The 13,748-nt window shown below is 63.4% G+C and carries 14 protein-coding genes, 1 tRNA gene and 1 riboswitch; of the genes, 3 read left to right on the plus strand and 12 right to left on the minus strand.

Annotation, left to right across the window (positions count from 1 at the left end):
• Positions 1 to 47: 47 nt before the first annotated feature.
• The 8 genes from L288_RS43490 to L288_RS34700 all read right to left on the minus strand — a co-directional run bounded on the left by L288_RS43490 (position 48) and on the right by L288_RS34700 (position 8,448).
• Entirely contained in the window at positions 48 to 821 is a 774-nt protein-coding gene (locus tag L288_RS43490; RefSeq protein WP_021238819.1) for a DUF6925 family protein, read from the minus strand.
• The gene (locus tag L288_RS34670; RefSeq protein WP_021238820.1) at positions 818 to 1,600 is read right to left on the minus strand and encodes an ABC transporter ATP-binding protein; all 783 of its coding nucleotides are present in this window, start codon (positions 1,598 to 1,600) and stop codon (positions 818 to 820) included. Before L288_RS34670 ends, L288_RS43490 begins: the two co-directional genes overlap by 4 nt.
• Positions 1,597 to 2,583: a FecCD family ABC transporter permease gene (locus L288_RS34675; protein ID WP_021238821.1), complete on the minus strand. Its 987-nt coding sequence runs from the start codon at positions 2,581 to 2,583 to the stop codon at positions 1,597 to 1,599. Before L288_RS34675 ends, L288_RS34670 begins: the two co-directional genes overlap by 4 nt.
• The gene (locus L288_RS34680) at positions 2,580 to 3,473 is read right to left on the minus strand and encodes an ABC transporter substrate-binding protein (RefSeq protein WP_021238822.1); all 894 of its coding nucleotides are present in this window, start codon (positions 3,471 to 3,473) and stop codon (positions 2,580 to 2,582) included. The genes L288_RS34675 and L288_RS34680 overlap by 4 nt, the downstream gene beginning before the upstream one ends.
• Positions 3,473 to 5,404, minus strand: a complete 1,932-nt coding sequence (locus L288_RS34685; RefSeq protein ID WP_021238823.1) for a TonB-dependent receptor plug domain-containing protein — start codon at positions 5,402 to 5,404, stop codon at positions 3,473 to 3,475. The genes L288_RS34680 and L288_RS34685 overlap by 1 nt, the downstream gene beginning before the upstream one ends.
• Before the next feature lie 216 nt (positions 5,405 to 5,620).
• Positions 5,621 to 5,866: riboswitch (cobalamin riboswitch) on the minus strand.
• Between the two features lie 168 nt (positions 5,867 to 6,034).
• Positions 6,035 to 6,259: a hypothetical protein gene (locus L288_RS42010; protein WP_021238824.1), complete on the minus strand. Its 225-nt coding sequence runs from the start codon at positions 6,257 to 6,259 to the stop codon at positions 6,035 to 6,037.
• Between the two features lie 469 nt (positions 6,260 to 6,728).
• A complete protein-coding gene (locus tag L288_RS34695) occupies positions 6,729 to 7,145 on the minus strand; it encodes a RidA family protein (protein ID WP_031304536.1) in 417 nt (138 codons plus the stop codon).
• Between the two features lie 25 nt (positions 7,146 to 7,170).
• Complete coding sequence (locus L288_RS34700; protein WP_236613035.1) at positions 7,171 to 8,448, minus strand: aminotransferase class V-fold PLP-dependent enzyme; 1,278 nt, start codon at positions 8,446 to 8,448, stop codon at positions 7,171 to 7,173.
• A gap of 320 nt (positions 8,449 to 8,768) precedes the next feature.
• Here L288_RS34700 and L288_RS0121760 point away from each other — a divergent pair, with 320 nt between their 5' ends.
• On the plus strand, positions 8,769 to 9,305 hold the full coding sequence (locus tag L288_RS0121760; protein WP_021238827.1) for a hypothetical protein: 537 nt from the start codon (positions 8,769 to 8,771) through the stop codon (positions 9,303 to 9,305).
• A 384-nt stretch (positions 9,306 to 9,689) separates the two neighbouring features.
• Here L288_RS0121760 and L288_RS34705 read toward each other — a convergent pair whose 3' ends face one another.
• The 4 genes from L288_RS34705 to L288_RS34720 form a co-directional block, all read right to left on the minus strand.
• Positions 9,690 to 10,628: a nucleotidyl transferase AbiEii/AbiGii toxin family protein gene (locus L288_RS34705; protein WP_031304538.1), complete on the minus strand. Its 939-nt coding sequence runs from the start codon at positions 10,626 to 10,628 to the stop codon at positions 9,690 to 9,692.
• Positions 10,629 to 10,639: 11 nt separating this feature from the next.
• A complete protein-coding gene (locus L288_RS34710) occupies positions 10,640 to 11,218 on the minus strand; it encodes a hypothetical protein (RefSeq protein ID WP_021238829.1) in 579 nt (192 codons plus the stop codon).
• A gap of 174 nt (positions 11,219 to 11,392) precedes the next feature.
• Positions 11,393 to 11,587 (minus strand): Arm DNA-binding domain-containing protein, encoded by a 195-nt coding sequence (locus tag L288_RS43085; protein ID WP_269077980.1) that lies wholly within the window; start codon positions 11,585 to 11,587, stop codon positions 11,393 to 11,395.
• A gap of 177 nt (positions 11,588 to 11,764) precedes the next feature.
• Positions 11,765 to 11,851 (minus strand) — tRNA-Leu (locus L288_RS34720).
• Between the two features lie 143 nt (positions 11,852 to 11,994).
• Between L288_RS34720 and L288_RS34725 the strand changes: the two genes are divergently transcribed.
• Together L288_RS34725 and L288_RS34730 are read left to right on the plus strand one after the other, a co-directional pair.
• Positions 11,995 to 12,750: an alpha/beta fold hydrolase gene (locus tag L288_RS34725; RefSeq protein WP_031304539.1), complete on the plus strand. Its 756-nt coding sequence runs from the start codon at positions 11,995 to 11,997 to the stop codon at positions 12,748 to 12,750.
• On the plus strand, positions 12,750 to 13,610 hold the full coding sequence (locus L288_RS34730) for a tetratricopeptide repeat protein (RefSeq protein WP_021238832.1): 861 nt from the start codon (positions 12,750 to 12,752) through the stop codon (positions 13,608 to 13,610). Before L288_RS34725 ends, L288_RS34730 begins: the two co-directional genes overlap by 1 nt.
• The last annotated feature ends 138 nt before the right edge of the window (positions 13,611 to 13,748 follow it).

Consider the following 13,748-nt stretch of genomic DNA (forward strand, 5'->3'; position numbering starts at 1 on the left):
CCGTTACCGGTCTCCGGATGATATTTGTTTCACCTGCATACGGGAAATCAGGGATGGAGCCGGTTGTTCGTTCGCATCTCTGAACCTCGATCCTGTCGGCCGCCGCTGCGATGCCGCCATCGGCAGGCGCCGCCTATCGCACGACCTGGCGCTGGCATTTCTATGCCGGGCTGTTCGTGCTGCCTTTCATCCTGATCCTGTCGGTTGGCGATCAGCTTGGGAAGCAGATGGGTATGCGGCCCATCGGGCGATTTGCCGTCCGGCGGCGGGATCGGCTGGAACACCTCGACCCTGCCGGCCGGTGACAGCAGCACCCGATGGGGCTGCGCGCGCAACACTTGCCCCATGACCGCGCCGTTGCCGGGCACGGACTGACCCTGCGCAGCCTCCATGGCGGCGATCAGTCCTGCATCCTTCGTACGAAGACACATGGTAACGACGCCTGATCCAACGCCAAGGTCGAACAGGCGATCGCCCCGGTCTGTGGCGCGGATGGCCTCTTCGTCGATTCCCATGTCGCCAATGACGCGCGGCCCGCTCGTTTCGCGCGGCACGCAGAAGGCCAGCGAGTGGCCCCAGCTTTCCCCGTCCGGCGAAAGACTATCCCAGGCGATCGGGGTGAGCGCCGCGCCACGTTCGATACGGATTGCGCCGCGCGCGGTGCAGGCTTCCAACCGATCCGGCGCGCGGGTCATTTCCACCTGTTCTTCCGGGTCGCGGATAAACTCGCCGATCGCCCCGAAGCTGCCAATACTCCAGCCATGGGCGGGATCATCGAGAAAGGCGGCGATAAGGTCGAACGGATCTTGCGGCAGGCTCATCCGGGTCTCCGGTCATCAAGGAAGCGGACAGCGACACCATCGGCGTCGCGCAGAATTCGGACGCGCACATCGTAAAGCGTGCAGAGAAGGTCTTCCGTCACCACATCTAAGACCGGGCCTTCGGCCAGTAGGCGACCCTCCCGGATCGCGACGATGCCATCGGCATGGTTGAGCGCCAGATCGAGGTCATGGATCGCGAGGATCACTGTCCGCCCCGCATCCGCCCGCGTCCGCAACCGGCGCATGGCGTCCATCGCGTGGCGCGGATCGAGGCCAGCGGTTGGCTCATCCACGATCAGCAGTTCAGGATCGCCGACGATCGCCCGGGCCAGCATTGCCCGCGCGAGTTCGCCACCCGACAAGGCCGTGGCCGACCGATGACGCAGGGCAAGCAGATCGCAGGCGGCAAGCGCATCCTCAACTGCGGGGAGTAGAGCATCTGGCAACGCCCCAAAGGCCGGAAGGCTGGACGTGAGGCCGAGCGCCACGACCCGTTCTACGTTGACGGGCCATTCGACGCCAGCCCGCTGTGGCAGATAGGCTCGGCGCCGCGCCAGTACCTTGCGGCCGATCGCGGGCAAAGGCGTTTCGCCTAGCCGCACTGCGCCGGCATCGGGCGCGAGCAGACCCGCCGCGACGTCCAGCATCGTGCTCTTGCCCGCGCCATTGGGGCCGACGACGGCGGTTAACCGCCCGGCGGGGAAGTGCAGCGACAGGTCGTCAAGGATGGCCCGGCCGCCGCGCCGCACAACGATATGATCGAGGATCAAGTCGCTCATGCCGTCCGCCTCCGCACATGCAGGATCAGCCACAGGAAGAAAGGCGTACCGATCAGGCTTGTGAACACGCCGATATTGAGCGGCGCGCCACCGAAGATCAGCGTGCGCGTCGCGACATCGGCGAGAGTGACGAGCAGTGCGCCAGCCAGCATCGCCGGCAACAACACCCGGCCCGGCTGATGACCTACCAGTGGGCGGACCAGATGCGGGGCCATCAAGCCCACGAAACCGATCGACCCGGCGATTGACGTCGCCGCCCCGACGCTGAGCGCCGTGCCCGCAAGCGCCATCAGGCGGATGCGCGTCACCGGCACGCCCAGGCTTTCGGCCTGCACTTCGCCCAAGGTCAGCGCATCAAGCGCCCGCGCGGTGAGCAGCAGTATGACAAGTCCGGGCAGCACGAACGGTAGAGCGAGCATGACATGGTCCCAGCTCCGGTCACTGAGCGACCCCATCAGCCAGGTCATGATCTCATAGGCGGCATAGGGGTTGGGCGCGAGATTGAGCGCCAGCATGACCAGCGCCATGGTGATGCTGCTGATCGCGACGCCGGTGAGGATCAGCGCCAGCGTGCCACCGCTCCGGGCAAGCAACAGCGCGATCCCCGCCGTGACGAACCCCCCGGTCAGCGCGAACAGCGGAGTTGCCAGCCCGAAACTGGAGGCGAAGCCGAAATAGATGGCGACGACTGCGCCGAGCGAGGCGCCAGAGGTCACGCCCAGCAGCCCCGGCTCGGCCAACGGATTGCGCAGCAGGCCCTGGAGCGTCGCGCCCGACAGGCCCAGGCTCGCTCCGATCAACGTGCCGAGGATGATGCGCGGCAGGCGGATTTCCCGGACGATGAGCCCCGGCAAATCGGGCGCCGTTGAAAGCAGCGCGTCCCAGGTCTGCCCCGGCGTCAGCCACACCGTTCCAGCCAGGATGGAGAGCAGGGCCGCGCCGGTCAGCAGCAGCGTCAGGACGGGCACGAGCCAGCGGTTCACAGGTCCCTCGCCGACGCGAAAGGCAACGGGGTCTTCACCCGTGCGGCGGCGGCACGCAGTTCGGCGCGCAGGGCAATGGCGGCGTCGCCGACCATCGGCGTGCCGCATTGATAGGTGGCCTGCCGAATCGTCAGCGTGCGCGCCCCGTCCCAATAGCGGCGAACCAGCGGATGCCGCTCGACATTGTCGCGCAGGCCCGGCTTGCGGCCAAGCCCCGCGCCCTTTACCAGCAGCGTCGGTGCGGTCGCCAGCAGCACCTCTACGTCTGGCCGGCCATAGCTTGTCGCAGGCGGCCGATTGGCGACATTGTCCGCGCCCGCTGCCTCTAGGACGGCGTTGTAGAGCGATCCCTCGCTGGCGTTGAAGCCTGCGCCGTCCCAGGCGGCGACGCGCAGTCGCGGACCGGCATTGCGGGCAAGATCGGCGAGCTGCCGGTCCATCCGGGCGATCAGCGCTTCGCCCTTCGCTTCCTCTCCAACGGCCTGGGCGACCTGCCGGGTGATCCGCCTTATGTCCTCGAAGCTCTCCGCATGATCGACCTCGATCATGGGATAACCCATGCGCCTGAGCAGCACGCGGGTTGCCGCCGTGGTGAAGCTGCCCGCGACCACCAGGTCCGGCTTTTGCCGGACGACCTCCTCGGACAGGCCATGGTTGATGCCCACCCGCATCGCTTCGCGGGCCATCAGCGATCCATCAGGATCGCGCGACAGCCAGGTCACGGATGCAATCCGCTCGGGAGGCAGCAAGGCCAGGACAAGCTGATCGGCGCACTGGTTCATCGACATGACCCGCATCGGCCTCTTCGGCAAATGCGGCACGTCCGCGCTGCCGACGGGCATCGGCAGCGCGGTTAGGACCAGTCCCGCCAGAAGGGCGGCGAGACGCATCAGAAGCGGACGCGCACGCCGCCATAGCCGGCGCGGCCGGGCGTGGCGAAGCTGAACACCTCCTCATAATCCTCGTTCGCCAGATTCTCCACGCGCCCGAAAAGAGCGATAGCCGGAGTGATCTTGTACTCGGCGTTGAGGTTCACCAGCACATATTCCTTCAGCGACACGCGAACCGGGATGTAGCTGGGATCGGTATAGGCGACATCGCTCTGGCGGCCATTGTACCGCAGGGTGATCGTGCCGGAAAAACGCTCGTCCTTGCTGAACACCGTCGCGTTGAAGCTTGCGACATGCTTGGGACGCCGCACTTCCTCGGTGCCGTTTTCCCGCGCCTTCAAATAGGTGTATGCAGCGTCCAATCTGATCTGCTGGATCGGCCGGGCGCTCACGAAGACTTCGACGCCGCGTTGCTTCGACAGGGTCGTGCGGTTGGACGGTGTGGCCACATAGGTCGGCGCGGGATAGGTGATGTAGATTTCGTCTTTCAGCCTGCTGTCGAAATAGGTCGCGCCGATGGTGGCAAGGTTGCCGCCGAAGCTCTGTTCGATCCCGGCTTCCCAACCCTCGGATTTTTCCGGCTTCAGGTTCGGGTTGCCGATATAGCGGCCATCCGAATAGCCGAACAATTCATTATAGCCCGGATTCTTGACGCCCGTCCCATAGGCACCGCGAATACGTGTGCCGGTCGCAAAGCTGTAGCTGCCCTGCGCCCGCCATGTCGTGACATCGTCGAAGCGGTCATTCTCGTCGCGGCGAATCGAGGCCCCCAGCGACAGCGCGTCGTTGACCAGAAGCTCATACTGCCCGACCAGGCCGACATTGTCGGTATGGCGCTTGCCCTGGAAGGCAGAGGGCGTTGTATTCTGGAACTGCTCGCGTTCGACATCCACGGCGGCGGTCAGGCGGTGAATGATGCCGTCCGTGCCGAAGCGCAGGCTGGATTCGAAGCTACCCTTGTAACGCTGCCCCTTGTCGCCATAGTCGAAGCCGGCAGCGGTGTAGCCCTTGCGGGTCGTGTCCGCCATTTGCGCGGTCACGGCGTTGGTCCAGCGACCGTCGAGAGCAGTCAACTCGGCACGAATGAGGCCGTAGAAAGCCTTGTTCTTGAAATGGACGCCGGGACTGTCGACAGTGTAGCCAAACAGCGGGCTGCCCGGATCATTCTCGCTATCGTTGGTATCGGCGTCAGTGTAGCTGTAGCGTGCGACGCCGGTGACCTTGAAGTTGTCCGCTGGCGACCAGATCAGCTTGGCGGACAGGCCTGCGCTGTCCGACCCCACGTCGCGGGTGCCATAGCGTGCGGTCGGCGTTCCCTTGGTGTGATAATAGGAGCCGGAGACGGCATAATCGAGGTCGCCGGTAACGCCAGCCGCGCGGAGCCCGCCAGTGAACGTGCCGAAAGAGCCGCCCTCGGCCCGGGCCGAGAAGCCGGGCGCTTCCGCGCCAGTCAGGGTGATATATTGGATCACGCCGCCGATCGCGTCCGACCCATAGAGGGAGGACTGCTGGCCGCGCAACACTTCGACCTTGGCCTCTGGATCGGCGATCAGCGTACCGAAATCATATTCGCCATAATAAGGATCGGAGGCCTTGATTCCGTCGATCAGGACCAGGACGTGATTGCCCTCAGAACCACGCACGCGGATCTGGGTCAGGCCGCCGATCGCGCCGGTGCGGTTGACCGCCACGCCAGGCACGTCGCGCAGGATATCGGATATGATCCGCGTCTGCCGCGTTTCGAGCGCTTCTGCGTCCAGCACCGTTATGGAGGCACCGATCTGCTTGACCGGCACCGCCTCACCGGAGCGGCTTCCGGTCACGACGATGGTGTCGCCATCTTCATTCCTGGTGGGTTGGCTGGGATTGGATTGTGCGAAAGCCGGCGCCGCCGTCAGAGCCAGCAGAGACAGATATTGGATCGACTTCATGTTCGTTCCCCCCGCGCCTGAGCTTGGACGGCGGGGGCAAACCGGCACATATCGTCAGGGCTGACCTGAACCGGTCAACCAGGCGCACGAACGGTCGGCCTGCGACGGCGGCCGGGCGCATGTCGCCCGCAGACGCAGACCCTCACGGCCCCAGCCGCTTAGGTTCGTCGCTCAGACGGAGAAGTACCGTGCCCTGACCATCCCCTGGACCAAAGCAAGAGCGACCTAGCGCCGGCAGGTCTCCTGGCTCGCGGGTCATAACTTGATGCACGGCCTTCCCAGGCCTCGCAGGAATTAGCGTCCGGCCCAGTGGCTGGCGGTTCGGGACAATCCCATCCGCACATGTGCATCGCGCTCACCGCTTACAGTTGCAGGGACAGCCTCGGATTGGGATGGATTTCGCCATCCGCACCGCGTTCCCTATTAAGCCCCTTTCGGGGCACCGGCGCGATCATTGCCCATGCCGGGATACGGCATGAACGTCCCGCCAATATGCTGTTGGTGCTTGCAGCGCAAGACAGCTTTTGAGCCCACCGGCAAGGCGCGAATTATTTAGATGCCGTCTAGCGCTGCGTTGCCCCCGAAAGCCGCCTTCTTATCCATGTTGCGGGAGTGCACCACAGAAGTCTGCTACTGCCGAAAGGGAGCGCCGCGCAGATCCTCGTAGCGGCCTTCGAGATCGGCAAGACATTCGCGATAGACCCTGACCGCACGATCCGCGCCGCGGTCGATCATCTCGCCAATCGCATGGTGAGGGACCTCGGCGATCGCTGCCTCGATGCCGCTCGACGCATACCAGGTGGTGAGGTCGCCGCTGCTGAATCCCCCCGCGCGCGCATGAAGGAAGCTCGCCATGGACCCATTGCTCGCGCGGCAGCCGCCTGATCCTCGTTGCGACGAGACGTGGTCCAGCCCTCCAGCTCCATCACCGCGTCCATGTCATCGAGCGAGGCACAGGCCGCGAACGTGGCAATCGGCGGGAAGGAGGAAGGAATCAGCGGGTGGACGGGCTGATCGATCGGAACGACCGGCACTAGGCTATTCGAAGACGATGTCGCCGGGGGCGAACGTGGTTGGGACCCCGGCGCGTTCGGCCGGACTCAGCCAGGCGCCGCCGCGCCATGCATCGACGTTGGAGCTCGCCTCACAGCGCGAGCTTGTTCGAATATCCCCACTGGACAAGGTCGTCGTCCATCGCGTCTGCCGGGAACTTACGCACCAGGGCCTGATCGCGGCGCTGTAGACCGGAGAGGATGCGCGGCTACGTCTGCTTGGGTCACGCCAGCGAAGCCCTGTTAGGATTCCCAAACCAGCAGGACCTCCTTCATTCGAAAGCCGCTATGCATTCGACTTCCAGCGGGGCACCCAGCGCCAGCCCGTCCGCGCCGAACGCACTACGCGCGGGAAGACGCTTGCCCTTGAAATAGGTCAGATAGACGCTGTTGAAGCGCGGCCAATCGGCCATGTCGTCCAGCATCACCGTGCATTTGGCGACATTGGCATAACTCAATCCATTGTCCTTCAAGACCTTGCCAATGGCGTCCATCGATTCGCGGACCGCCGCGTCGAACCCTTCCTTGTGTGGGTCAAGGCCCGCCGGAACCCGACCGATTTGCCCTGACAGATAGAGGGTATCCCCCACGCGCACCGATGGCGAGAAAGGCAGGGACGCGGGAAGCGGCTGTTGCGCGAAGGCGGGGGTAGCTGCCAGGAGGGCGATCAGCGCGAGAGCGGTCTTCATAGGCGGAACTCCAATGACGGCACGGTCAGACAGGCGGCAGCGCCGCAATCAGGCGCTCGATATCCTTCTGGTCGTTATAGACCGATGGCGAGACGCGAAAATGATTGTCATGCAGTGACAGCCGCACCTGCGCCTTAGCCAGCGGCTCGGCGAGCACTGCCTTTGCATTGGCTAAGAGGCAGGTGAGCAATGGGACTCGCGCTTCGGGAGGCGTGATGATGCGATAGCCTTTGCGCGAAAGTTCCTCACGCAATTGCCTGATCAGCGCCTGCGCATGCGCTTGAATGGCCGGGACGCTGAGCCGGGCGATATAGTCGAGCGAATAGTCGAGCTGCGCAGGCACGGCGTGGCTATAGGTTCCGGTCGCGAAATGGCCGATGGCGCCGCCGCGCTTCATATAGGCTACCGGCCACGCGCCGGGCGGATCGAGTGGATAGACATGCGTTTCCGGTGGCGACAGGCCGATGCCCGGCGGCGCTCCCGGCTTCGCAAAGCCATAATAGCCATATTCGGTGCGGGGCAAAAGATCGGCGACGCCCCTGCGCACATAGAGGAAACCCAGCCCGAAATCCCCCATCAGCCATTTGTACGTCGCGCACGCCGCAAAATCGACACCGCTGGCGTGCAGGTCTACAGGGATGGCTCCGGCGGCATGGATGATATCGGCATAGACCAGTGCCCCCGCCGGATGGGCCAGGTCGCACACCGCCTTCAGATCATGGGTGAAGCCGTTATAAGTTGACACCAGCGACAGCATTACCAGCTTCGTGCCGGGCCTGATCGCTTCGGCCATGTCCTCCAGCGCGATGCGCCCGTCGCGCGCCGTGACCCAACGGACATCGATGCCCTGCCGCGCCATCTCCATATACATGGGGAAGGATGCGTAGAAGTGCAGCGTGTCGGTGACAATCCGGCCGCCCGCAGCCGGAAACCCCATCGCGCGCAAGACCATCTGCTCGCCCATGGTCGTGCTCTGGACCCAGGTCAGCTCGTCCGCATCCGCATTCATCAGGCCGGCGAATTTGCCTAGCGGGCGGGCCATGTCCTGGCGCCTCTGGTTCTTCGCCATCGGGGCGAGCATCCGGCTTTCCATATAGGCGTCAATCGCCGCTCTGGCACCGATGCTGATGGGATGGGTCGATGCATTGTCCAGATAAGCGAGCGGACCGGCAGCGAAGGACGCCTTGTCCGGCAGCACCGGCGCGGCGGGCGCTTGCATCGCTCCAGCCGCAAGCGGCATGGCGGCAACCGCCCCGCCCAGCGCCTGCCGGCGGCTGAGCATCATGCCAAGATCTGATGACATGGGTCAGGCCAGCGGCTTGTGGTACGGATGAAACACGCAAGGGCGACCGGGATCGCCATCGGCACCTCCTGCATGCTGATCCATGTCCGGTGAAACGAAGCAACGGTGTCGATCCGCCATGCATTTGATTTAACGATCGCGCCGCCGCCGAGCCACGCCAAGTCTCGGCGGCGAGAGCCCAGTGCTGGTCTGCCCCAGTCCCGTCAGTGCGGGCACGATAATCGCTGCTTCGGCGACGTGTATCAGCGCCAGTGCCCAGCCTGCATTGGTACCCGCGAACTTGCCCGTTTACTCCCGGATGATCAGGTAATCAGCATCCAATGATGGTGTCGGGCGACCGTCAGACCGTGGTCGTCATTCCGCCCGACGCAATCAGGCTTGGCGCCGGCGCGAACGCTTCCGAGTATAGAGCGATGCTCCGGCTTCTGAGCAGCGACGTCACTGCGATCTGCAAGGCACAGTGGCCATCAAACAGCACGGATTGCAACGCGTTTGTGAAGGCGGTGGCCGGGAACCTGGGAGTGACTTTGACCGGGAATGCGGATAGCATTGTTGATCAAATTAGCGGTTCCGGTTGGACAAGCCTCGAGGACGGAGTGGCGGCATCCGCCGCAGCGGCGGACGGCAAACTGGTGGTTGGAGGCTTGAAGGCCAAGGATCTCGGCAGCAACCATGGTCACGTCGTTATCGTCGTCCCGCCGACAGGACCTCTGGCACACGGCAAGTATCCTTACGCCTATTGGGGAAGCCTGGATGACGGCGACGTTCGCAAAAACGGCGGCTTGGGCACGACGGTGAACTATTCGTTCAATACCGCGACTCGGGATAAGGTTGTTTACGCCTCGATAGACATCTGAGGGATTTTGGGTCTTCGGAGCCTCTGATAAATGTCTAGGTCAGACCAACAGTCCGACTTGAAACAGCCCTTGCAAGTCTCAGCCCGAGGGCGTCTTGCGTGATGGAATAAGACGTCCTCAAACGACTTCGCACGCGCTCAGGGTCTCAAGCAGGAGAGGACTCGAAAATCGCGCTAGTAAATTGAGAAATAATCATTTTTTCACAATATTGTCAGCCAATACCATCGTCGATACCCTACGACTTTTTGTTGATGAGGTTCGAGTCCCTTTGCCAGCGTTTTTAGCTGTCTGCTGTTCCGTTGCACCGTGATTCGGATGTCGCGCATCCGCACCAGCTCCGACCGCTTTCGCGTCGTCCATTTGATGTAGGCCCGCGCTGATCTCTCACAGGCGATCCGCATACTCGTGGATGCGCCTAAGGATATCGTCGAGGCTGGGTTGCCCGCGATAGTAGAGCGCAGACGTGGCGGCATAGGCGCGGGCGAAGCGATCCCGTGTGGCTTGGTCCGAAAGTTCAAACGCGGCGTTTTCGGCGATCGCTTTGTTATCTGCAGCCGGGAAGCGCTCGTCCTTATGAGCCACATAGGCTTCGGTGCCGAGGAACGCCTGAACGCCGGGATCACCGAGGAGGCAATAGACGTCGTAATAGTGGCGAAGGAAGTTCTGCGGCATGCTGCCATCCTCAAGATGCCGCCGGAACTTCGTCGAGATCGTCTGGAGCTTCTCGACCAGTGTGTAGCCGGGTTCGTAGCAGGGCACGTCGAACGCCCGGTTGTCAGTCAGGCCAGGAAGATCACTCGCCGCCGCCTTGTCATAGGCCCACGAACTGATCAGGCATGGCCGATTGGGTGCGACCTGATCGAAACCAGCCTCCAGCAAAATCCCGTCCTTGACGCCCCCCGGTAGCGGGTTGCGGGGAGTATAATGCAGGCGGATGCCTGCACTGCGCATGCGCTGGTCATCGAATGCTTCGTCGCGCTCGATCTCAGTTATGCCGGGGATCGTGATCTTGGCCGACAGACCATCATAGAACGTACGGCGTGCCTCAATATGGGCAGGCTTGTTCTGGTTCTTGCCGGTTGGCAGATCGTCCAGGTCGGGGTGAATCAGGATGTCGATGTCCTCGGAAAACCGATGGATAAGGCCATGCCCTTTCGAGAGCGACGTTCCGCCCTTGAGTTCAAAGCGAAAACCCGACTGCTGCAAGCCCCAGAGGACGTGCATGATCCAATAGTCCTTCTCGACCAAACCCGGATCGATCGCATGCTCGCGCGACACGACCGCGAGAAGATCGTCGAAATCCTGATGATCGTGCAGCAGCACCTCGTGCGCCTTCAAGCCCGTTCGAGAACAGGCGAGAGCAAGCGTTCAGCCCGCGCAGAGCCAAAATCCTGGACCGCCTTGGCAAGACGGGAACGATCCATTTCCTTCGCCCGCTCGAGCGCGCGCGGGAGCACTGCCGATTTGTCTTCCGGCAGCCGATCGAGATTGTGCAGCAGATCGACCAGCAGGATTTCCTTGGACAGCCGCTTGGGTACAGACGGCCGCATCCGGAAATCATAGACACGCCCATCAAGGGTGAACTTCCCGTGCCGCTTGCGGTTGTAGACGACCGGCTCGTTGTAGAGCTGCGTCGTACCGACCCCGAGCCCGTTGAACGCATTTGGCGAGACCATCAGAAATCGGTCGTCGCCGAGGAATGTCTCGACGAGCTTTTCGGGCTTGGCAGGTGCCGCCCCGAACCTTGTTTGACGCGGCGCCATATAGACACCGGCGGAAACCTTTTCGAGGCGCCCTTCATCCAGCAATTGCCGCACATGACGATCGACCGCGTTGGACCAGCGCGCAAGATCCTTGCGACGATAAACCTGTCCGGGGCGCAAATGGCGCTTGAGATCGCTGAGGGCCGACATGTCACATCTCCTGCGCCACACATATATGCGGGAAACATATTATGCAACGATCCTCATTAAAATTTCATGCAAAGCGATTTGAAAGGAGATGGCGCCATCGCTCTCTCCATTCAAAAAGGGCGGTTCAAAGTCGCTAACCAGCACGCGCCGGTGGGCTATGAGGTAACTATCCCGCTAGGCGGGCGGCAACTTCCGACCCTTGCCACCAGTCAGCCATGGCGATCCCGATTTCGCTGCCAGGAACCGATACTTGAAGCGCCAGAGCTTAGAGCCGTTGGGTTGGATCTGGAGATGGAGGCCTTGTGAATCGCTCAGGGTCCAAGCCTTCGCTTTCGGCTTGGCGGCATTGATCTGGATGTAGGTCAGCATGGTCGTTTTCCCAGCAAAGCCGGGTCGATCCGAGAGCACCAAAAAGAGCAACATTTTGTGGCTGCTGCTGGTGCTCTTAGCCGGATTTCGCCGGACGGTGTCTGGCGATTTTCGGTCAAGAAATGCTGTGAAACCAGCCGCTTACTGGACTTACCTGGACGTATCCATAGCCAGTAATGGTGCCCAGAAGAGGACTCGAACCTCCACGACCTTGCGATCGCCAGCACCTGAAGCTGGTGCGTCTACCAATTCCGCCATCTGGGCACGGGGTAGGTGGGCGCGATTAGCCGTTGGTTTTCACCCTGTCAATCGCGCAGCCCTTTATTTTTCTTCTGCTTTGGTTTTCCGCTCGCCGCGCTTTAAGGCAGTGGCCGGACCCTCGACCGAAACTGCGCTGGAGAGCCTTTGTGCAGCAACCCGTACTCGCCCCGCCATCCTTTTTCGCGCGGCCTGACGGGCTTCGGCTTGCCTATCGCTACCGCCCCGGCGCCGGACCCGTGATCGTGTTCCTGCCGGGCTATATGTCCGACATGGAGGGCGGCAAGGCGGTTGCGCTGGACGCCTGGGCGGCGGAGAGCGGCCGGGCCATGCTGCGGCTCGACTATGGCGGCAATGGCGCGAGCGAGGGACGGTTCGAGGATGGGACGCTTGCCAGCTGGCGCGACGATGCGCTGTTGCTGATCGATTCGCTGACGCAGGGGCCGGTGCTGCTCGCCGGTTCCTCCATGGGCGGCTGGCTGGCGCTGCTGATCGCGCTGGCCCGGCCTGAGAGGGTGGCGGGGCTGGTGGGCATAGCCGCCGCGCCGGACTTTACCGAATGGGGCTTTACCGATGCCGACAAGGCGCTGCTCAGGACGGAGGGGCGGATCGCCGAGCCCACGCCCTATGGCGACCAGCCCTATGTTACGACGCTGGCCTTCTGGGAATCGGGGCAGGCGCTGCGCCTGCTGGAGGAAGAGATCGCCATTTCCTGCCCCGTCCGCCTTCTGCAAGGGCAGGAGGACCCCGACGTGCCCTGGGAGATCGCGCTGCGGATCGCGCGGCAGCTGCGTTCATCCGATGTGCAGACGCTGCTGATTAAGGATGGCGACCACCGCCTTTCCCGCGACGCCGATATCGCTTTGCTGATCCGCACCGTCGCCAGCCTTTTGGACAATCTTTGATGGCCATCTTATTGCCGCTGCTGCTGTTGACGCCGCAAGCCTATGACCCGGAGGTGGAAGCGGTGATGAACCGGCGGCGCAAGGAAGCCGCCGCTCCCGCCGCTTCTTCGGCGGCTCCGGCGCAGGCCGTCCGCGCTGACGGGCGCATCCCCGTGCCGGAAAAGTTCGCCAAGCCCTTCCAGGCCTGTCTGGATCAGGCGATCGACTCCCCCGATCAGGGGATTGCCTTCGCGCAGAAGTGGCGGCTGGAAGGCGGCAGCTTCTACGCGCGTCATTGCCTGGGCTTCGCCTATGCGCGGGCGGAGCGCTGGGCGCCTGCCATCGTCGCCTTCGAACAGGCGGCGGACGAGGCGGAGCGGGGCGGCGACATGGCGCAAAGCGCGCGATTGTGGGCGCAGGCTGGCAATGCGGCGCTGGCGGGCGGGGACGCGGCCAAAGCGCGGACCAGCTTTGACGCGGCGCTGGCGCGCGGGCTGCCGGACGGGCTGGAGAAGGGCGAGCTTCATCTGGACCGCGCCCGCGCCCTGGTGGCGCTCGGCGACATGGATGGCGCGCGTGACTCGCTGGATGTCGCCACGGTCCAGGCCGCGCAGGATCCGCTCGCATGGCTGCTGTCCGCGACATTGGCGCGGCGGACGGGGGAGTTGAAGCTGGCGCAGGCCCATATCGCGCGGGCAGTCCAGATGTCGCCGGACGACGCCTCCGTCGCGCTGGAGGAGGGGAATATCGCCATCCTCACCGATCATGAGGATGTCGCGCGGTCCGCCTGGCAGCGGGCGGTGAAGATTGCTCCGGCATCGCCTGCGGGGAAGGCGGCGGCCGAAAGCCTGGCGCGTTTGCCCGCCGCTGCCGCTCGCTGACCGGGGGCAGCAAAACTTCCTTACGGAACATAGCCCTGCCCCTTTCCGTTCGCGGGCCATGCGGTCCACAGGAAAGGATGAAGATATGCAAGGCAATCGAGGAAAGCTGTCCGCCATCGCCCTGTTGCTGGCGGGCGC

The sequence above is a fragment of the Sphingobium quisquiliarum P25 genome, assembly GCF_000445065.1.
In the GTDB taxonomy this organism is placed as follows: domain Bacteria; phylum Pseudomonadota; class Alphaproteobacteria; order Sphingomonadales; family Sphingomonadaceae; genus Sphingobium; species Sphingobium quisquiliarum.